Annotated in this window: 15 protein-coding genes, 1 tRNA gene and 3 pseudogenes; 4 read left to right on the top strand and 15 right to left on the bottom strand. The window is 62.9% G+C overall.

The window, feature by feature from the left end; translation table 11 throughout:
- The first annotated feature begins 42 nt into the window (after positions 1-42).
- Genes LDP01_RS16615 through LDP01_RS16600 form a run of 4 tightly spaced genes read left to right on the top strand, consistent with a single transcriptional unit; the run spans position 43 to position 4156 of the window.
- Positions 43-1350 carry a branched-chain amino acid ABC transporter permease gene (locus tag LDP01_RS16615; protein ID WP_224091583.1) on the top strand — a complete coding sequence of 436 codons (1308 nt, stop codon included), beginning with the start codon at positions 43-45 and terminating at the stop codon, positions 1348-1350.
- A 9-nt stretch (positions 1351-1359) separates the two neighbouring features.
- Positions 1360-2328: a branched-chain amino acid ABC transporter permease gene (locus LDP01_RS16610; RefSeq protein ID WP_216924904.1), complete on the top strand. Its 969-nt coding sequence runs from the start codon at positions 1360-1362 to the stop codon at positions 2326-2328.
- Positions 2325-3389: an ABC transporter ATP-binding protein gene (locus LDP01_RS16605; protein WP_527249073.1), complete on the top strand. Its 1065-nt coding sequence runs from the start codon at positions 2325-2327 to the stop codon at positions 3387-3389. The genes LDP01_RS16610 and LDP01_RS16605 overlap by 4 nt, the downstream gene beginning before the upstream one ends.
- On the top strand, positions 3386-4156 hold the full coding sequence (locus LDP01_RS16600; protein WP_224091581.1) for an ABC transporter ATP-binding protein: 771 nt from the start codon (positions 3386-3388) through the stop codon (positions 4154-4156). Before LDP01_RS16605 ends, LDP01_RS16600 begins: the two co-directional genes overlap by 4 nt.
- Positions 4157-4382: 226 nt before the next feature.
- Here LDP01_RS16600 and LDP01_RS16595 read toward each other — a convergent pair.
- The 15 genes and pseudogenes from LDP01_RS16595 to LDP01_RS16525 form a co-directional block, all read right to left on the bottom strand.
- Positions 4383-5739 (bottom strand): annotated as a pseudogene (locus LDP01_RS16595) (ABC transporter substrate-binding protein).
- Between the two features lie 237 nt (positions 5740-5976).
- A tRNA-Leu gene (locus LDP01_RS16590) sits at positions 5977-6050 on the bottom strand.
- A gap of 21 nt (positions 6051-6071) precedes the next feature.
- Positions 6072-6992, bottom strand: coding sequence for an N-acetyltransferase (locus LDP01_RS16585; RefSeq protein ID WP_224091575.1), 921 nt, complete (start codon positions 6990-6992; stop codon positions 6072-6074).
- Positions 6993-7052: 60 nt separating this feature from the next.
- The gene (locus tag LDP01_RS16580; RefSeq protein ID WP_224091571.1) at positions 7053-8516 is read right to left on the bottom strand and encodes an NAD(P)/FAD-dependent oxidoreductase; all 1464 of its coding nucleotides are present in this window, start codon (positions 8514-8516) and stop codon (positions 7053-7055) included.
- A gap of 38 nt (positions 8517-8554) precedes the next feature.
- Positions 8555-9928 carry a S8 family serine peptidase gene (locus LDP01_RS16575; protein ID WP_224091561.1) on the bottom strand — a complete coding sequence of 458 codons (1374 nt, stop codon included), beginning with the start codon at positions 9926-9928 and terminating at the stop codon, positions 8555-8557.
- The gene (locus LDP01_RS16570) at positions 9925-10881 is read right to left on the bottom strand and encodes a Ppx/GppA phosphatase family protein (RefSeq protein WP_224091560.1); all 957 of its coding nucleotides are present in this window, start codon (positions 10879-10881) and stop codon (positions 9925-9927) included. The genes LDP01_RS16575 and LDP01_RS16570 overlap by 4 nt, the downstream gene beginning before the upstream one ends.
- Complete coding sequence (locus LDP01_RS16565; protein WP_224091559.1) at positions 10878-11561, bottom strand: DUF501 domain-containing protein; 684 nt, start codon at positions 11559-11561, stop codon at positions 10878-10880. The genes LDP01_RS16570 and LDP01_RS16565 overlap by 4 nt, the downstream gene beginning before the upstream one ends.
- 69 nt (positions 11562-11630) lie before the next feature.
- On the bottom strand, positions 11631-12434 hold the full coding sequence (locus tag LDP01_RS16560) for an FtsB family cell division protein (RefSeq protein ID WP_224091556.1): 804 nt from the start codon (positions 12432-12434) through the stop codon (positions 11631-11633).
- 180 nt (positions 12435-12614) lie between these two features.
- Entirely contained in the window at positions 12615-13895 is a 1281-nt protein-coding gene (gene eno, locus LDP01_RS16555; protein WP_216924896.1) for a phosphopyruvate hydratase, read from the bottom strand.
- Between the two features lie 116 nt (positions 13896-14011).
- Positions 14012-14710, bottom strand: a complete 699-nt coding sequence (locus tag LDP01_RS16550; protein WP_224091554.1) for a MazG nucleotide pyrophosphohydrolase domain-containing protein — start codon at positions 14708-14710, stop codon at positions 14012-14014.
- Positions 14688-15830, bottom strand: coding sequence for an adenosine deaminase (locus tag LDP01_RS16545; protein WP_224091552.1), 1143 nt, complete (start codon positions 15828-15830; stop codon positions 14688-14690). Before LDP01_RS16545 ends, LDP01_RS16550 begins: the two co-directional genes overlap by 23 nt.
- A 28-nt stretch (positions 15831-15858) precedes the next feature.
- Positions 15859-16566, bottom strand: a complete 708-nt coding sequence (locus LDP01_RS16540) for a DedA family protein (protein ID WP_224093898.1) — start codon at positions 16564-16566, stop codon at positions 15859-15861.
- Between the two features lie 193 nt (positions 16567-16759).
- Positions 16760-17429, bottom strand: a pseudogene (locus tag LDP01_RS16535) (VTT domain-containing protein).
- An 11-nt stretch (positions 17430-17440) separates the two neighbouring features.
- Positions 17441-18736: pseudogene (locus LDP01_RS16530) on the bottom strand (thymidine phosphorylase); the annotation flags it as partial.
- 12 nt (positions 18737-18748) lie between these two features.
- Positions 18749-19162 (bottom strand): cytidine deaminase, encoded by a 414-nt coding sequence (locus LDP01_RS16525; RefSeq protein ID WP_224091549.1) that lies wholly within the window; start codon positions 19160-19162, stop codon positions 18749-18751.
- Between the last annotated feature and the right edge of the window lie 2 nt (positions 19163-19164).

Below are 19164 nucleotides of genomic sequence, written 5' to 3'. Positions count from 1 at the left end.
GTGGAGGTTTCCATTTTGAGAAGCACACTGCGCGACCCGTCCATGAGACGGTCCAAGGGACTGCAGAGAGCCGTGGGGGCGTTCTTCGCAGCCCTCATTGCCACTCTGTTGATCGCCGCCCCTTCGGCGGAGGCTACCACCCCCTCGCCTTCGCCATCCCCAACGAATTTCCAGAACAATATCAGCGGCTTCCTCCGCGACGACGCCCGTGCTCCCATACCGGGCGTGAAGATCAAGGCCTCGGGCAACGGATTCGAAGGCGAAGCAACCTCCGGAGCCAACGGCGCCTGGAGCATCGGCGTCCCGGTGCAGGGCACGTACAGGGTTGAGCTGGATACCTCCACCTTGCCGGAGGGCATCAAGCTGGCCGACGGCCAGGAGAATCCCCGCGATGTCACGTTCAACCAAACGTCCAACCTGTCGGTGATCTTCGCGTTCGGCAAAGGCATCGTCGTCCAGCAGCAGGACTTTGGCCAAAACCTCCTCAATCGCCTCGTTGCAGGACTGAGCTTCGGCCTGCTCCTGGCACTTGCCTCCGTGGGATTGTCCCTCATCTTCGGTACCACAGGCCTTACCAACTTCGCCCACGGCGAGATGGTAACCATGGGCGCTGTCCTGGTATTCATGTTCAACGGTTTTGGTTTGCCGTTCTGGCTGGCCATCCTGCTCTCGCTGATCGGCGGCGGGCTCTTCGGGTATGTCCAGGATGCCGGGCTCTGGCGGCCTCTGCGACGGCGCGGCTCGGGCCTGGTGCCCATGATGATTGTCAGCATCGGCCTGGCACTGGCTATCCGCTACGTCATCCAGTTCTTCTTCGGCGGCGCCACCCAACAGCTGCCCGGAGCCCAAAGCGCAGAGGTCCAGATCGGGCCCATCTCCATCTCTCCGAACAACCTGTGGTCCTTGTTGATCAGTGCCGTGGTGATTGCCCTGATCGGCATCGTCCTGTTGAAGACCCGTCTGGGCAAAGCAACCCGGGCGGTGGCAGACAATCCTGCCCTGGCGGCTGCTTCCGGCATCGACGTCGACTCGGTCATCCGGCTCGTGTGGATTGTTGGCGGCGTCCTCGCTTCCCTCGGCGGCATCCTGTGGGCCTACTACCGGCCCGGCGTGACCTTCGACATGGGCTCGCAAATCCTGCTGCTCATCTTCGCCGGCGTGACGCTCGGTGGCCTGGGAACTGTCTTCGGTGCCCTGATCGGCTCCATCGTCGTCGGGATCTTCGTGGAGTTGACGACTGTCTTTGGCCTCCCCGCCGACCTCAAGTACGTTGGCGCCTTGTTCATCATGATTGTTGTCCTTCTGTTCCGACCGCAGGGTATCCTCGGCCGGCGTGAGCGTGTGGGTTAGGAGCGGGCCATGGACTTCGGATTTATTCTTTCCAGCGCCCTTGGCGAATTGTTCAGCCCGACGACGGCGGCCTACGCACTTGCTGCTCTGGGCCTCGCCGTCCACTTCGGCTACTCAGGCCTTTTGAACTTCGGCCAGGCCGGATTCATGGCAGTGGGAGCCTACGGCTTCGCCATCTCCACGTTGACCTTCAAGACGCCGTTCTTCATCGGGCTGCTTATCGCGGTCCTGTGTTCGGTGATCTTCGCCTTTATCCTGGGCATTCCGACCCTGCGCCTGCGGGCGGACTACCTCGCTATCGTCACGATCGCAGCAGCAGAAATTGTGCGCTACGTTGTCACCACCAACCAGCTCACCAGCGTCACGGGTTCGGCAAACGGACTGGCCGCGTTCGAGGGTGGCTTCTACTCCATGAATCCCTTCCCCGAGGGGTCCTACATGGGCATGAACAACCGTGACTTCTTCATCCGCGTTGTCGGTTGGGGCCTGGTCATTATCTGCTGCCTGCTTGTCTGGCTGCTGATGCGCAGCCCATGGGGCCGCGTCCTGAAGGGCATCCGCGAGGACGAGAATGCCGTTCGGTCACTTGGTAAGAACGTCTACTCCTACAAGATGCAGGCCCTTATCATCGGCGGCATCCTGGGTGCCCTTGCAGGCATGATCTTCACCCTCCCCCGCGGCGCCGTCCAACCATCCAACTACGGCACGGAGCTCACGTTCTTCCTTTGGACCTGTCTCCTGCTCGGCGGCATGGCAACCGTCCTGGGCCCGGTGATCGGAGCCATGATCTTCTGGGTAGTGCTCTCGCTGACGCAGAGCCTGCTTTATGGGCTCATCGAATCCGGAGTCATCACCTGGCTGACCACCGTGCAGGCAGGCCAGCTGCGCTACATCCTTGTTGGTGTGGCCCTGATGCTCCTGATGATCTTCCGCCCGCAAGGCGTCTTCGGCAATAAGAAGGAGCTTGCTTTCGCATGAGTGAGACCAACGAACACAACAGCAACAACCCAATGAACCCAGCTACGCCTTCCAACAGTGGTAGTTCTGCCCACCCCGCTACGCCAAGCGACGAGGCAGGCATCGACTACATGACCGATTCCCGCCCCATTGCGGTCGGGGAAAACACCCCGGGCTGCAAGAAGCGCGATCCCATCGTCGTGGCCGAAAACGTCACCCGTTCCTTCGGCGGCATCAACGCCGTGGACGTGGAATACCTGGAAATTCCGCGCCACAAGATCACTGCATTGATCGGGCCGAACGGTGCCGGCAAGACCACACTGTTCAACCTGCTCACCGGCTTCGACACCCCAAACACGGGCAAGTGGCAGTTCGAAGGAAACAGCATTGCCGGCGTCTCGTCCTACAAAGTGGCACGCATGGGCATGGTGCGGACATTCCAGCTGACAAAAGTCATGGGCAAGCTGACAGTCATGGAAAACATGCGGCTCGGTGCCGCGGACCAGCCAGGCGAGCGTCTTTCCAAAGCCCTGTTCAAAGGCATCTGGGGTGGCCGCGAGAAGGAGATCACAGCACAGGCACACGTGCTCTTGGAGAAGTTCAAGCTGGACACCAAGAAGGATGACTACGCCGCTTCACTCTCCGGCGGCCAGCGTAAGCTCCTGGAAATGGCACGGTCCCTCATGGTCAGGCCCAAGCTCGTCATGCTCGACGAGCCGATGGCCGGCGTGAACCCGGCACTGACGCAGTCCCTCCTGGACCACATCAAGAACCTCAAGGCTGAAGGCATGACGGTCCTGTTCGTGGAGCACGACATGAACATGGTGCGCCACATCGCAGACTGGGTAGTAGTCATGGCAGAAGGAAAGATCGTGGCCGAAGGGCCTCCCGGCGAGGTCATGAAGAACCCTGCCGTGATCGACGCCTACCTCGGCGCACACCACGACGTCGACCTCGGTGACGCAGAAGGCATCAAGGTGCTCGAAGCAGAACTTGAGGCCGACGAAGAGTCGGTGGTGGGAACGGAAGACGCAGGTATCCTCTCCGACATCGTAGAAACCAAGAAGGAGGACGGGAAATGAGCAGCACCAGCGCAATGCCCGCCTCAGCAGATGCACCCGCCAGCGATTCCGTCGTCAAAGTCACCAACCTGGTGGCTGGCTACATTCCCGGCGTCAACATCCTCAATGGTTGCTCCATCGAGGCCCGCAAGGGCGAACTGATTGGAATTATCGGCCCCAACGGCGCCGGTAAGTCCACCCTGCTGAAAGCCATGTTCGGCCTGGTCAAGGTCCACTCCGGCACTGTGGTGGTCAGAGGGCAGGATCTTACCGGCCTGAAGGCCAACAAGCTTGTCACGCAGGGCGTCGGCTTTGTACCCCAGACCAACAACGTCTTCGCCACGCTCACCATCGAAGAGAACCTCCAGATGGGCATGTTCCAGCGGCCCAAGGACTTCGCCGAGCGGTTCGACTTCGTTGCCAGCCTCTTCCCCGAACTGGCCAAGCGACGTGCCCAGCGGGCCGGTTCCCTCTCAGGCGGGGAGCGTCAGATGGTAGCCATGGGGCGGGCACTCATGATGGATCCCGCGGTACTCCTGCTCGACGAGCCATCGGCGGGCCTCTCCCCCGTCAAGCAGGACGAGACGTTCCTGCGGGTCCATGAGATCAACCGCGCCGGCGTCTCAGTCATCATGGTGGAACAGAACGCCCGCCGCTGCCTGCAGATCTGCGACCGCGGCTACGTCCTGGACCAAGGGAAGGACGCCTACACAGGCACGGGTCGCGAACTCATGAAAGACCCCAAGGTCATCCAGTTGTACCTGGGAACCCTGGCCGACGAGGTCTAGGAGCCGCATCACGCACGCACGGAGGGCCTTGGGTATACCCAGGGCCCTCCTTCATGTGCGGCCGTTGCGAGGCCCTCCTTCGTATGCCCGTTGCCAGGCCTGCTCTACGCCCCAAAACCACCCCCGACCACGCATACCAGCCCCACAACACACCCCATGAAGCAGAACAGGTCCCCTTCCGAGAGGAAGGGGACCTGTTCCGGTTGCGGTCTGGTCAGGATTTGGCTTAGAGCTTGCCGAACTCTTCGCGGACCGGCTTGTAGGTGTTGTTGTCCTGGTATTCGTAGATACCGATGTACGCCTCGGTGGGGTCACCGGCGTCGGAGAACGTTACCGGACCCGACTGGCCGTCGTAGTCGATGTCCTTGCCCTGGCGAAGCAGGGTTACGCAGGAGGCGAAGTCGGTGCACTTCTCGCCACCTTGGGAAACGTCCTTGAGCTTGGCTGCAATGTCCGTGCCCTTGGTGCTCTTGGCAGCTTCAGAGGCCAGCGAGATCAGGTTCACGGCGTCGTAGGACTCGCCTGCGTAGCTGTAATCCTTCAGTGCAGGATCGATGGCGAGGAGCTTCTGCTTGAAGGCGTCCTTGGCGAACGTACCGGGGATGGTTCCCTGTGCGCCCTTCAAGGTGCCGGCCTGGAAGTCCTTGCTGTAGTCCGAGGTGTTGCCGTCAACCATGAACAGCTGCGTGGGCTTGATTCCCTTGCCGGTGATCAGGGGGACGATGCTCTTTGCCTGGTCGAAGGTGATCAGTGCGATGGCATCGGGCTTGGCGGCGATGACCTTGTCCACCTGGCTGCTGAACTGCGAGTCACCCTCGTTGAAGAGTTCCTCGGCTACAACCTTGCCGCCAGCGGCCTCAAAGGCTTCCTTGACGTTCTTCTGCAGGCCCCGTGCCGTAGGCGTCGTTGAGGACGATCATGCCCACGGTCTGGGCACCACAGGTAGCCATGTAGTTGCCGAGGACCTTGCCCTGCAGGACGTCGGAGGGAGCAGTACGCCAGTACAGGCCTTTGTCGTCCCATGTAGTGAAGTCAGGGGACGTGTTCGCCGGCGAGAACTGGATGACCCCAGCGCCCGTGATCTGGTTGATAACAGTCTTGGAAACACCGGACGAAGCTGCACCGATGATTGCGCTCACGCCCTGGCCCAGGAGGGCGGTGGTGGACTGGGTTGCGATGTCGGTCTTGGTGTCACCGGAGTCACGGTGCACAACGGCAACAGGAGCGCCCAGGACGCCGCCGGCATCATTGACTTCCTTGATACCGAGGTTGACGCCAGCGATTTCGGGTGGGCCGAGGAACGCGAGCGACCCCGTCGTCGGCAGCAGCGATCCAAGCTTGAGAGGAGTGGCGGTAGTGGTGGTCGAGGGAGGTACGGGTCCCGTGTTGGTAGCAGCCTGGCTGTTGCCGGCTCCCGCCCCTGCACTCGGAGCCGGGCAGGAGATGCCTGCAGCGGCGGCGGAACTGGACCCGGTCTGGCTTGGCGTGGAGGACCCACCACAAGCTGTGGCCAGGAGGGCAACCCCAATGCCAAGCGCTGTAAGCTTGGCGGCTCGGGGCGCCGCTTGGGAAAGATCAAACATTCGTTGTCTCCTCGATCGAAAGGTGCGAACTGCCTTTGATGCGATAACTCAGGTGTTCCTGATTAAGACTCAAACTAGTGCAATTGATCCGGGAAGATAAGTGATTCAGGTCACATCCCTATAACACTCGTTGCCTGTGGGGAATCTACGAGCCTGCTGGGAAAAGTGTATGAAGAATGCGGCCAATAAACTGGGGCAAGAAATGGAAGGAGAGGTGACCTCCTCCCCTTCCATTTGTGCCCCAGGTGGGACTCGAACCCACAACACGCGGATTTTAAGTCCGCTGCCTCTGCCAATTGGGCTACTGGGGCGCCCGCACCATGGTATCCCAGCTACACGCGTTCGAATGGCGCCGCGTAGCGAAAGGTCCCCCGAACGCCGTCGGGCCATGCCGGAAGCGGCAGTAGCTGGAAGTGATCGCCCCAGGCAGCCTCCGGCGGTTCCACACCCAGGGAGGTGGCGGGCACGTAGCCGAAGCGCGGGTAGTACAGGGGGCTGCCCAACAAAGCTATGGCAGGCTCCCCTGCCGCCGTGGCACGCGCGGCGGTTTCACGCATGAGGGCCGAGCCGACGCCGCGTCGCTGAAACTGGGGAAGCACTCCGATGGGACCCAACCCCACAAGTTCCAGGTCGCCGATCCAGCCACGGGTACTGATGGCGTGGCCAACAATGTCCCCGCCGATCTCAGCTACGATGCTCAACTCTGGAATGTACTCGTCGCACTCGAAGAGCTCGCGCAGCAATCCAACCTCCAAGGGCGTCCCCTGGACCGGTTCGCCGGTCACTGGAGACACCGAAAAGGCCCGGGCGGTCAGTTCCAGGATCTCAGGACGGTCTTCTGGCCGCTCCGTCCGCAGGACCACTCCCCGGGCCAGCAAACGCAACACGTCCAGCGCTCGGTCCGCTTCCGCTACGGGCACCAGCAAGTGGTCATGATGAAAGCCCGCCAGGACGTTGCAGCTGATGCCTGCGTGCGTCAGCGCCGCACTCACGGCCGCCGTCAAACCCACCGCCTCCAAGGCGGAATGGATCTGGAGCGTGATCCAGGCGGCCACGAAATCGTAGGAAAGACCAAGCCTGTCTGCTTCGTCGCGCCGCAGCACCACGGTCAAACCTTCGGCCTCCCGGACGGCGGCCTCGATGTCGCCTTCCAGCGGTTTGCCGTGCGGCCAGAGAGCGTACACATAGTCACCATCCCTGATGACAGGATGCAGGGACTCCAGGAGGTTCTTCAGATCGGTTTCGCCAGGCATGGCAACAGCTTAAACGACGACGGCCACTCCCCTGAGGGAGCAGCCGTCGTCGGACGTGTACTACTTGGCGTCAGCCGATACCGGAGTCTTGTCCTCGGCAGGCTTTTCCGCAACAGCAGGCGCGGGAGCAGGTGCAGGTGCAGCAGCCGGCTTGGGGGCCGGGGTTGCAGCTGCAACGAATGCGCCACGTGGGTTGTCCAGGTCAATCAACTGCGTGGTGTCGCGGCCAGCAAAGAAGGCCAGGATCCAGCCGAAGATTACGCGGAACTTGCGCTCAACCGTGGGCATCGCCATGCCGTGGTAGCCACGGTGTGCCAGCCATGCGAGGCCGCCCTTGAGGCCAATGCGGCCGAGCAGGTTGATGTTGGCAACGCCCTTCCACTCGCCGAAGCCGGCAACAGCACCAAGGTTCTTGTGCTTGTAGTCGTGCAGCGGCTTGTCCCAGCGGGAAGCCCACAGGTTCTTGGCGAGCTTCTTTGCCTGGCGGAGCGCGTGCTGGGCATTCGGCACACAGGTACCGTCCGGCAGGCCCTTGCCCGTGAGGTCCGGAACAGCGGCGATGTCGCCGGCTGCCCAAGCGTTCTCGACAATGCCTTCGTCGCCGGCAATACGGAGGTCCGGGAGGACGCGGACGCGGCCGCGCGGTTCCAGCGGGAAGTCCGTTGAGCGGATCATCGGGTTGGCCTGCACACCGGCAGCCCACACGAGGGTGTCAGCTTCGACTTCACCGGCAGACGTCTTGTCCGGGAGGTTGATCAGCTTGAGGTTGCCCTCTGCGCTGTCCAGGGAGGTGTTGAGGAGGACCTCGATATCGCGGCTACGCAGGTGCTCTACGACCCACTCGGCCTGGGATGCGGTGACCTCGGGCATGATGCGGCCCATGGCTTCGACGAGGATGAAGCGCACTTCCTCCTGGCGGACACGCGGGTTTTTCTTGACCGCTGCGCGGGCGAGGTCTTCCATTTCGGTGAGGCACTCGATGCCTGCAAAACCGCCACCGACAACCACGAAGGTGAGGGCCTTGGCGCGCTCTGCGGGGTCCGTCATGGTGGAAGCGGCTTCGATGCGCTCCAGCACCTTGTTGCGAAGCGCTACGGCTTCCTCAATGGTCTTCAGGCCGATGCCCTTGTCGGCGAGGCCCTTGATGGGGAACGTGCGGGTGATGGCACCGGCTGCGATGACGACGTCGAAGTACGGAACCTCGAACGGAGCTTCACCATTGGCAGGAGCCACAACCGCGGTGCGGTTTGCGTGGTCGATGCTGGTGACGCGGCCCTGGATGAGTTCGGTCTGCTTGAGGTGCTGACGGTGGGAGACGACGGCGTGGCGTGCCTCGATGTTGCCACCAGCGACCTCGGGGAGGAACGGCTGGTACGTCATGTAGGGCAGTGGATCTACGACGGTGACGATGCCACCTGCATTCGCGATCTTCTTCTGCAGTTTAAGGGCTACGTACAGGCCGACGTAGCCGCCGCCGACGACGAGAACCCGGGGACGGTCAATGAGCTCTGGGGTGGTTGCCATGAAACCAGAGTACAGCACTTTGTGAAAATCTTCACTAGCTACTTCCGGGTGGGTGGATCCACCGCTTCCAGCGTTCCCGTTTCAGCCTCTTCCCCGGCAGTGGAAGGGTTCTTGGCGACCCTGCGCAACTGAATGGATGCGCCCACGATGATCACTGCGAAAATGCCGCCGAATCCGAGTACGACAGCGGCCGGAAGGGCGTCATCCACATGTGCAGGAGTAGCGGCGACGGGAACCGTCGGATCTGCCAAGGTGGGTGCCGCGCTTGTAGGACTGGCCACAGGGGCCTCGGAGGGCGTGCTGAAGTCACCTCGCCGATGGACGCGGATCCAGTCCGCGATCGATCCGAGTGGATTGGTGCTTGTTGTCTCTACCTGATCCTTCAGCGCTGCCTCTGCGTTGAGCACGCCGTAGCCGTAAAGGGGGTCCTTGCCAGGGGCACCGGCGTCCTTGGCCGTGCTCACAATCCTGTTGATGACCTGCTTCGCACTCATGTCAGGCCACTTGGACCGGATGAGCGCGGCCACGCCGGAAACTATGGGCGCGGACCCGGACGTTCCAGCCCATTGCGCGTATCCGCCCCCGGGAAGGCCGCCCAACAGATTTTCTGCCGGTGCTGCAACACCAATGCTGATTCCCTGGGAGGAGGAGTCGACGCTGGCCCGGCCATCGCCGTCGAGCCCTGCCACGGTGAGCACGCCGGGAATGGTGGCAGGAGCGCCAACCTGCACGTTGCCACCCACCCGGTTGCCCGCGGCGGCGACGATCACCACATCCTTTTGCTCGGCATACAGGAAGGCCGCATCCCAACTTTGGGGCCAAACCGGTGAGGTGCTGCCCAGGGAGATATTGATGACCTTCGCGCCATTGTCCACGGCCCAGCGCACGGCGTCCGGAATCTGTTCCTGGTCCGTCTTGCCTCCCGGATTAGGTGACCCCAGCCAGGTGGACACTGCCAGGATCTCCGCTTCAGGCGCGACGCCGATGATCCCGTCCGGTCCCCCGGCAGGAGGAACCGTCGGCGAGGCTGAGGGCGACGGGGAAGCTGTGGGCGTGGTGTGGCCGCGCCCGGCCAGCATGGTGGCCACAAGGGTTCCGTGCTCTGTCTTGGCGCCTATGCTTTTCTGTCCGTTGGGCGCCCCGGCTCCGGAAACGTCCGTTCCGCCCACGACGACGCCCTTGAGGTCAGGGTGGTTCCCGTCAACGCCGCTATCGATGATGGCGACCTTGACTCCTGCACCCTTGGAGACCTGCCAGGCATTCGTGATTCCCGATTCCTTGAGCCAGTACTCCTTGTCCCGCCAGGCGTCCGCCATCGCTGCCGGTGCAGTCAACAGCGCACCCGCCAACGCTCCCCCGGCCAGCATCGTGGCCAGGGCAGCAGAAAGCAGGCGGTTGCATCGCAGGGTCATGCGGAGTCCCGGATACTCAGGGCAATCCCATCCAGGATGTCGTGCTCGCTCGAAATTGCACCGCCGATGGCACCGTTGCCCGCCGCAGCAAGCCTTTCCAGGATGCGCCGCCACACCAGGGCTCCAGCTCCAATAACGTCCACGCGGCCCGGGTGCATGTAGGGAAGGACCGCCCGCTCGTCGCGGGTCATCTCCAGCAGGCTGGTGCACGCGTCGCTGATGGTTTCAATGTCCAGGTAGGCGCCGTGGATCCGGTCCGGCTGGTATTCGCTGAGGCCCAGGGCGTGCGCAGTGATGGTGGTGATGGAACCCGCGACGCCAACCACGGCTGTGGCACGGTCCAGCGGTACCGTCTTCGCCGCGAGGGCAAGTGCGGCGTCGACGTCGGCCTCTGCCGCTGCAATTTGCGCCGCCGTAGGTGGGTCGCTGCGAAGGTGCCGTTCGGTCAACCGTACACAGCCAATGTCCACCGAACGCGCAGCAATCACGCCATGGGCATCGCCGAGGACGAATTCAGTGCTGCCACCGCCCAGGTCAACCACCAGCACGGCGTCATCCCCCGTTACCGGCAAAACACTGCTTGCCCCTGCGAAGGACAGCGCAGCTTCCTCATCACCCGAGATAACTTCAGGCTCCACACCCAGAAGCTCACGGATCCCGTCAACGAAAACCTGGCGGTTCCTGGCGTCGCGGGTGGCCGAGGTGGCTGCAAAGCGCACGCGCGTGGCACCGTGTTCGCGGATAAGCGCTGCATAGTCCGCCGTGGCGGAGAAGGTGCGTTCCAAGGCCTCGGGAGCAAGTTCTCCGGTGGCATCTACGCCCTGGCCAAGCCGCACCACACGCATTTCACGCACGACGTCGGTCAGCGGCCCGGGTGCCCCGTTCGCCGAGGCATCGGCAATGAGGAGACGGATGGAGTTGGTTCCGCAGTCAATGGCAGCAACGCGGCTCATGCGTCCTCCACCACTTCGCTAACGGACGCGGCCTTGGGTTTACGGACCGGTGCCGGGCGACCCACGATGTCAGGCAAACCTTGAGGACCATGACGGCTAAGATCCCTCGAGGGCGCCTCGCCCGCAGTGTCCCAGGCGCCATCGCAGTAGCAACGATCCTTGGTCCACCACTCTGAAATTGCTTCCAGGGCCTCATCTCCCAGCGGGTTGACCCCGGGACCGGCAGCCAGCGAGTGGCCAACCAGGACGTGCAAGCACTTGACGCGGGTGGGCATGCCGCCAGCGGAGATCCCGTCGATTTCAGGCACGGCACCGGTCCCGGAACGTCCAGCGATCTCGTTGCGCGCCTGCAGGTAGGCCTCGTGGGCACCATGGTACGCATCCGCAAGTTCCTGGTCCGCGGTCAGCCGATCATTCATCTCATTCATCAGCCCGCCCGCTTCCAGGCGAGACACAGCGGACGTGATGACCGGGTGGGTCAGGTAGAACGTGGTGGGGAATGGGGTCCCGTTGCTGAGCCGGGGCGCCGTGGCCGCCACGAGCGGATTCCCACATACGCAGCGTGCGGGAATCTCCACCACGTCCCGCACCGGCCTGCCCAGCTGGCGGCTGAGGACATCGAGGTCGTGTGCTGATGGCTGGCGGGATTCCTGCGGCATGGCTGCCGTGTTCTCTTCCACTTGCGCTGCCAACCTTCCTGCCCTTTTGGCCATGTCCCGGAAGGAACACGACGGCGGCGGGCACCGCGTCTAGTCTGTTGCCGATCGTCTGATTGACTCCCAGAGCGCATCCACCCAGGGCAGGTTTGCCGGGTTTGCGGATGAGCCGGAGCCGGTGCGGCCCCCAGGGGTACCGGCGGCTTCTTCCCCGCCAAATACCCAGTAACCCGTTTCACCCGGCATAACCATGTTAATGCGGTCGCGGGCCTGCTGTTTCACGTAGTTGGGATCCTGCCACCGGGAAAGCTGCTTGTTCAGCTCCGCCTGCTCTGCCTGCTTGCTGGCGATCTCGGCCTCCAACGCGGAGATTTCGGCCCGTTTCTCCAGGAAAATCCGGACCGTGGGCGCCAGCATGATGGTGATGGCAATCATGACGACGGCCAGCGCGAGCATCCTGCCCGAGAACGCCTTGGCCGGTACGGGATCGAGGTCCTGGGCATCACGGGCACTGTTGCCGGAGGCGTTGCTTGAAGCTTTCGTGGACGCGGCGGGGCTCGTCCTGGTGGCTGGGCTCTTGCCGCTGCCCGGGGTCTTAGTGGCTGGGCTCTTGCCGCTGCCCGGGGTCTTAGTGGCTGGGCTCTTGCCGCTGCCCGGGGTTTTGGGAGCCGGGGGTTTTCTGGCGGCCGTTGCCGGCGTCGAGGATTCCGCAGGGGTGCGGGAGGCGCCGAACTCTGCCTCGATGACGTCCCCGCCCGCAGCGCCTGCACCGTTTGGCTTGCCTGCCGTAGCGGGCCGTGCCGGGCCGTTGGCCGTGCCTGCGCTGTTTGGCCTTCCTGCGCTGTTCGGCCTTCCGAGGGCGTCGGCCCTGGGAACCTTTGGACGACGGGTGGCCATGACACTCCTGTAATGCCCGGTGCTTGCCTGGCGGGTTGCTGCGCTTGCCCTGCGCGTAACGTACGTGTGCGGAACTTGCGTAGGTCCTGCTGTGCCCGCGGCTCCGCAGGCAAGCGTTAAACAGAACCGGTGGCTATGGTCTTTCCACCATAGCCACCGGTCAGCTGTTTTCGCGGAATGCTAGCCCTTGAAACGCGGGAATGCGCTGCGGCCGGCGTAGCGTGCGGCGTCGTCGAGTTCTTCTTCGATGCGCAGGAGCTGGTTGTACTTTGCGACGCGCTCGGAGCGGGCCGGGGCACCGGTCTTGATCTGGCCCGCGTTGGTGGCAACGGCGATGTCAGCAATGGTGGTGTCCTCGGTTTCGCCGGAGCGGTGCGAGGTGATGGTGGTGTAACCGGAACGCTGGGCCAGGGAAACGGCGTCCAGGGTCTCGGTCAGGGAACCGATCTGGTTGACCTTGACCAGCAGGGAGTTGGCCGTGGCGGCGCTGATTCCCTGCTGCAGGCGGACCGGGTTGGTGACGAAGAGGTCATCGCCAACAAGCTGGACCTTGTCGCCGATGGTGTCGGTGAGCGTCTTCCAGCCTTCCCAGTCGTTCTCGTCCAGCGGGTCTTCAATGGAGACCAGCGGGTAGTCTGCAACGAGCTCGGCGTAGTAGGCGCTCATTTCCGAAGCGGTCAGTGCCTTGCCTTCGAACTGGTAAGCGCCGTCCTTGTAGAACTCGGAGGAGGCAACGTCCAGGGCAAGGGCGATGTCCGTGCCCGGGGTGTAGCCGGCGTTCTTGATGGCTTCCTGGATCAGGTCCAGTGCAGCTCGGTTGGACGGCAGGTTGGGGGCAAAGCCACCTTCGTCGCCGAGGCCCGTGGAGAGGCCCTTTTCCTGAAGGACAGCCTTGAGGTTGTGGTACACCTCAACGCCCCAGCGCAGGCCTTCGGAGAAGGTCTCGGCACCGATCGGGGCGATCATGAATTCCTGGATGTCAACATCGGAGTCGGCGTGCGAGCCACCGTTGAGGATGTTCATCAGCGGAACCGGCAGGACGTGTGCGTTCGGGCCACCGAGGTACTTGTACAGCGGCAGGTCCGAGGAAGCAGCGGCTGCGTTGGCAACGGCCAGGGAAACACCCAGGATGGCGTTGGCGCCGAGCTTGCTCTTGTTCGGGGTGCCGTCGAGGTCGATCATGGCCTGGTCGATGCTGCGCTGGTCCGTTGCGTCGAAACCAATGAGTGCCGGCGAGATCTCGTCAATGACCGCGTCAACGGCCTTCTGGACACCCTTGCCGAGGTAACGGCCCTTGTCGCCGTCGCGGAGTTCAACAGCTTCGTGTTCGCCGGTGGAGGCGCCGGAGGGAACTGCTGCTCGGCCGATCTGGCCGTCGGAAAGCAGGACCTCAACTTCTACGGTCGGGTTTCCGCGGGAATCAAGGATTTCGCGGGCGTGGATGGCATCGATAAGCGCCATGGATGTGCTCCTTATGGGCAAATTACAGGAATGTGGAGGGAAATTCTCAACGTCCTCGTCGCTACTAGCGTAGTCGAGAGTGGCTCAGGTTACGGAACGGGTTCAAACTCCTCACGTCATGAAGGCCGGGCCTTCCCGTTCTGAAACGATCGAACTGCTGCGCGGAGGGCACGCTCGGCGTCGAGCCCTTGCTCCCGGGCGCCGGCAACGACGGCGAGCAACAGCTCACCGAGCGCCTCTTCCGAGTCTGGAACCGAAGGAAGCCCGACGGCGGTTGCCCGGCTTTGGGCGTCGACCGACAGACCCGCACGGGCAGCACGGTCCAGGGATTTTTGCGCCCCTGCCAAGGCAGGCAAGTGCGGTGGAATTCCCTCGAACGGATCGGCACGGCCGGGCTTCTCGGAACGCTTCACGGCATCCCACTTCAGGATGATTTCCTCGACCGTCGCCGGGAACGTGGCCTGCAGCGAACCGTCCGGCTTGAAGACGTGTGGATTGCGGCGGACCATCTTCGCGTTGATGCCGCGGGCCACAGCATCAAAGTCGAAGCTGCCGCGCTCCTCGGCAAGCCGGGCGTGAAGCACCACTTGAAGCAGTACGTCGCCCAGCTCGCCGCGAAGCTCCTCGTCCCTGGCGGGCGAATCCCCGGCCTCAATCGAGTCCACAACCTCGTAGGCTTCCTCGATCAGGTACTCCACCAGGGACTCATGCGTCAGCGCACCCATCCAAGGGCAATGCTCGCGCAATGAGGCTATGGTCCGGATCAGCTCCGAAATGCCGTTGCCGGACTCCTTAGCCGAGGTTGGCGTAGGCATCGTTGATGTACTCGACCAAAGCTTCACGCTCGTCCAATGGTAGGAAGGCGGCCTCTGCGGCGTTGAGCGTCAGTTCGAGCAAATCATCGAGGTCGTAGTCGAAGGTCTCCACCAGGAGCTCGAACTCGTCCGTCAACGTGACACCGCTCATGAGCCTGTTGTCCGTGTTGATGGTGACGTTGAAACCGAGCTGGAAAAGCATGTCCAACGGGTGGCTCTCGATGCCTTCGCCGAAGCTGGAGATAGCACCGGTCTGGAGGTTCGATGACGGGCAGATTTCCAGGGCGATTCCGCGGTCGCGCACCCAGGCGGCCACGCCGCCGAGTGTCACCATGCCGATGGTGTCCTCGCCGTCGTCGTCGGAGTTGTCCTCAAACTCCACCGCGATGTCCTCGGCAATACGCACCCCGTGCCCAAGCCGCAAAGCGCGTCCGTCCACGAGCGCCGACTGGATGCTGTCCAGGCCTGCGGCCTCACCGGCGTGGACCGTGGCCGGGAAGTTGTTCTCGGCAAGGTAGGTGAAGGCGTCCTTGAAACGTGCGGGCAAGAAGCCGTCCTCGGCTCCCGCGATGTCGAAACCGACAACGCCGTTGGCGCGGTGTCGAACAGCCAGCTCCGCGATTTCCTGGCCGCGGTCAGCGTGGCGCATGGCAGTGATGAGTTGCCCCACCTGGATCTGCTGGCCGCGTTCTTCGGCCGCATCAACACCGGCTTCGAGGCCCTCCTGGACCGCTTCCACCACCTCATCCAGGGTCAGGCCCTTCTGCACGTGCTGCTCAGGGGCCCATCGGACTTCACCGTACACGACGCCGTCCTCGGCGAGGTCCTCCACGAATTCCTTGGCGACCCGGAACAAGCCCTCCTTGGTCTGCATCACGGCAATCGTGTGGTCGAACGTTTCCAGGTACCGCACCAGCGAACCGGAGTCCGCGGATTCCCGGAACCATTGGCCCAAGGCAACAGGATCAGTGGAAGGCAGCGTGTGGCCGACGGCGTGCGCCAGTTCAATGATGGTTGCAGGCCGCAGTCCCCCGTCCAAATGGTCATGGAGGGAAACCTTGGGAAGGCTCTTCAAATCGAAGTCGAGGGCAGGGGCAGCGTCAACAATGGGCTCAGTCACGTACTAACTGTAGGGGGACCGCAGGTGCTTAGCCAGCAGGCTTGGAGAGGTCGACGCCGGCGGCCGCCTTTGGGGTCAACTCCTGCGGGTTCGTCGTGGGCGCCATCGCAGTTGCCGCGGCGGCGGCAGCCTGATCCTTCTTCTCCAGGTCCTTCTTCTCAAGGTACTTGTGCCACCAGCGAAGGACGTGGTCCACGACAATGCCCAGGATCACCGCGAACGCCACGGCAATGCCCACCCCAAGCAGCGGATTGTTGTGCACCCATTGGCCGGCGAGAAGGCCGATGCCGATGGAGTAGCAAACCCAGGTGACGCAGGCAAAGGCATCCAGGAAGAAGAAGGTCCGGTGACGGAATCCCGTCTGTCCGGCAACGTAGTTCACAGCCACACGTCCCCAGGGAATATAGCGGGCCGTGAAGATCAGGACAGCCCCACGTTTGTCGAGCTCATACTGGGCCCAGGCGAACATCTTCCGGACCTTGGGACGCCGCATCCACTTCCAACGGTTCAAGCCAATTTTGCGGCCCAGCATGTAGGCCATGTTGTCCCCTGCCATGGCACCCACCAATGCGGTGCCGCCGAGGATCCACAGGTTGGGCTGTCCATTGTGGAGGGACAGTGCCGAGAGGCCAACGATGGCTGTTTCGCTGGGAAGGATGGTGGCAAATCCGTCAATGAAGAAGAAGACCAGAAGGACCGGATAAATCCAGGGCTGCCCTGCTGCATGCTCGAGCATTTGGTTCAAAAACTCCACGCGGCGGTAGCTCCTAGGCGAATATGACTTGACACTGTGACGGAAGTCGCTCTTAGTGTCCCATGGCCGGGACGTCGTTCGCTACGCCCCAGCCTCGGGATCACTGACTTAACGCTACTCGTGGACCCCGCGTTCCGGCCTCAGCCGCCGGACTGATCTTCCGGCGTCGTCCGTGTCATACCGTGGGTGGAGGCGGCGCTTCTTCCCCAGCGACATTCGTGCCTTCGGCGATGTTCTTGCGGTCCAGCGGAACCGATCCCCGGACCTTGCTGATGATGCGGTCGATGATGATTCCCAGGATCACCGCCACCACAATCGCAATCGCGGCACCCAATAGATGGTTGTGCTCGAACCAGACCCCGAAGAAGTACCCCAGGACCACCGAATAGCTGGCCCACAGGATGGCCGACATTGCGGTGAGCCCAATAAAGCGGCGGTGGTTGAAATGCGTGGCACCGGCCGTCAGGTTGACCGCCACCCGTCCGATCGGAATGAAGCGCGCCACCATGATGAGTGAGGCCGAACGCCGTCGAAGTTCCTTGCCGGCCCCAGCGGAAGGCGCCCTGCATGCGCTGGGTGCGCATCCAGCGCCAACGCTGGATCCCGATGCGGTGGCCGATCAAGTAGGCAATATTGTCGCCTGAGAAAGCGCCAATTGCAGCCACCACACCGAGCAGCCACACGTTGGGTGAGCCTCCGCCGCCGGAGACCGCACTCAAGCCGACCACCACGGACTCGCTGGGAATCGGTGGGAAGAAGCCGTCGATCAGGCAGCAGGCCAACACAAGGAACAACACCCACGGCTGCCCGGCCGCGGCGAGGATGAAATCGTTGATGGCCTGCACGGGATCTAAGCCTAGGCGATCCTGTCGATGATCAGCTGATGGGCCGGTCTCGAGCCCTCAGGTGCAATCACCATGGCGTCCTGCAATGCTTCCTTGGCCCTGTCAAACTTTTCAGGAGTGTCCGTCAACAGGGTCATCAATGGTTCGCCGGCCCTGACCAGCGCGCCCGGTTTAGCGTGCAGCCGCACACCGGCTCCGGCCTGGACTTTGTCCTCCTTGCGGGCCCGGCCGGCTCCGAGGCGCCACGCCGCAACGCCCACGGACAGCGCATCGAGCTCCACCAGGACGCCGTCAGCCGGGGCGTAGACAACCTCGGATTCCTTCGCCACTGGCAACGCAGCGCGCGGATCGCCGCCCTGTGCTTCGATCATCCGGTTCCAGACATCCATGGCGCGCCCATCCTTGAGGGCAGCCGCAGGATCGGCGTCGTGAATGCCGGCCCCGGCCAGCATCTCCTCGGCCAGGCGGACAGTCAGTTCGACGACGTCTTCCGGACCGCCACCCGCAAGCACCTCCACGGATTCCTCCACCTCGATGGCGTTGCCTGCTGTCAGGCCCAGCGGCGTGGACATATCGGTCATCAGTGCCACTGTGTGAACACCCGCGTCCTTCCCCAAGGCCACCATGGTCTCCGCCAGCTCACGTGCCCGCGCCTCATCCTTCATGAAGGCACCGGATCCCACCTTCACGTCAAGCACGAGCGAGCCCGTACCTTCGGCGATCTTCTTACTCATGATGGAGGAAGCAATCAGCGGGATCGCTTCGACGGTTCCGGTGACATCGCGGAGGGCGTAGAGCTTCTTGTCAGCCGGCGCCAGACCGGATCCGGCAGCACAAATCACCGCTCCCACATCCTGGAGCTGGGCCATGATCTCCTCATTGCTCAAGTTCGCGCGCCATCCGGGGATCGCTTCGAGCTTGTCCAGGGTGCCGCCCGTGTGGCCGAGTCCACGGCCGGACAGCTGCGGAACGGCGACGCCGAAAACTGCCACCAGCGGAGCCAATGGCAGCGTGATCTTGTCCCCTACCCCACCGGTGGAGTGCTTATCGCTGGTAGGTTTCCGGCCGCCGTCGGGCGTTGTCAGCGAGGAAAAGTCCATCCGCTCCCCCGAGGCGATCATCGCCGAAGTCCAGCGGCTGATTTCCTCACGGTTCATGCCGTTGAGCAGGATCGCCATGTTCAACGCCGCCATCTGCTCCTCGGCAATCACGCCGCGCGTGTAGGCATCGATGGTCCAGTCAATCTGTTCCGGTGTGAGTGTGCCTTTGTCACGTTTGATGGAAATGATCTGAACGGCGTCGAAGGCCCTCGGTGCTTCTCACGTGCTTTCCTCCAGGTTTTCGGGACCAAAGGCGTCAGGCAGCACCTGGTCCATGGACTTGATTCCCTGCGTCGTCATGAGCTGCATGCCGGGCGCCCGGAATTCGTAGAGCAACTGCCGGCAACGCCCGCACGGCATGAGGACGTTCCCTTCGCCGTCGACGCAATAGAAAGCCGCTATTCTGCCTCCACCGGTCATGTGGAGCTGGCCCACCAACGCGCACTCAGCGCAGAGCGTCAGTCCATAGCTGGCGTTCTCCACGTTGCAGCCGCTGACAATCCGGCCGTCCTCGGTGAGGGCCGCAGCCCCCACCGGGAACTTGGAATACGGGGCATAGGCCCGCTCCATGGCCTGTACCGCAGCTTCTTCCAGCGCATGCCAATCGACGCGCCTTTCATGAAGAGTCGGCATCG

Origin of the sequence: Arthrobacter sp. StoSoilB13 (genome assembly GCF_019977255.1) — a bacterium.
In the GTDB taxonomy this organism is placed as follows: domain Bacteria; phylum Actinomycetota; class Actinomycetes; order Actinomycetales; family Micrococcaceae; genus Arthrobacter.
Note: the sequence above shows the minus strand (reverse complement) of the source record. Positions and strands in the feature narration are given on the sequence as shown.

What these genes read in the sequence shown, in the direction of transcription:
- LDP01_RS16615 (WP_224091583.1), top strand. Translation starts at nt 43, where the DNA reads ATGAGACGGTCCAAGGGACTGCAGAGAGCCGTGGGGGCGTTCTTCGCA.
- LDP01_RS16610 (WP_216924904.1), top strand. Translation starts at nt 1,360, where the DNA reads ATGGACTTCGGATTTATTCTTTCCAGCGCCCTTGGCGAATTGTTCAGC.
- LDP01_RS16605 (WP_527249073.1), top strand. Translation starts at nt 2,325, where the DNA reads ATGAGTGAGACCAACGAACACAACAGCAACAACCCAATGAACCCAGCT.
- LDP01_RS16600 (WP_224091581.1), top strand. Translation starts at nt 3,386, where the DNA reads ATGAGCAGCACCAGCGCAATGCCCGCCTCAGCAGATGCACCCGCCAGC.
- LDP01_RS16585 (WP_224091575.1), bottom strand. Translation starts at nt 6,992, where the DNA reads ATGCCTGGCGAAACCGATCTGAAGAACCTCCTGGAGTCCCTGCATCCT.
- LDP01_RS16580 (WP_224091571.1), bottom strand. Translation starts at nt 8,516, where the DNA reads ATGGCAACCACCCCAGAGCTCATTGACCGTCCCCGGGTTCTCGTCGTC.
- LDP01_RS16575 (WP_224091561.1), bottom strand. Translation starts at nt 9,928, where the DNA reads ATGACCCTGCGATGCAACCGCCTGCTTTCTGCTGCCCTGGCCACGATG.
- LDP01_RS16570 (WP_224091560.1), bottom strand. Translation starts at nt 10,881, where the DNA reads ATGAGCCGCGTTGCTGCCATTGACTGCGGAACCAACTCCATCCGTCTC.
- LDP01_RS16560 (WP_224091556.1), bottom strand. Translation starts at nt 12,434, where the DNA reads ATGGCCACCCGTCGTCCAAAGGTTCCCAGGGCCGACGCCCTCGGAAGG.
- eno (WP_216924896.1), bottom strand. Translation starts at nt 13,895, where the DNA reads ATGGCGCTTATCGATGCCATCCACGCCCGCGAAATCCTTGATTCCCGC.
- LDP01_RS16550 (WP_224091554.1), bottom strand. Translation starts at nt 14,710, where the DNA reads ATGCCTACGCCAACCTCGGCTAAGGAGTCCGGCAACGGCATTTCGGAG.
- LDP01_RS16540 (WP_224093898.1), bottom strand. Translation starts at nt 16,566, where the DNA reads ATGCTCGAGCATGCAGCAGGGCAGCCCTGGATTTATCCGGTCCTTCTG.
- LDP01_RS16525 (WP_224091549.1), bottom strand. Translation starts at nt 19,162, where the DNA reads ATGCCGACTCTTCATGAAAGGCGCGTCGATTGGCATGCGCTGGAAGAA.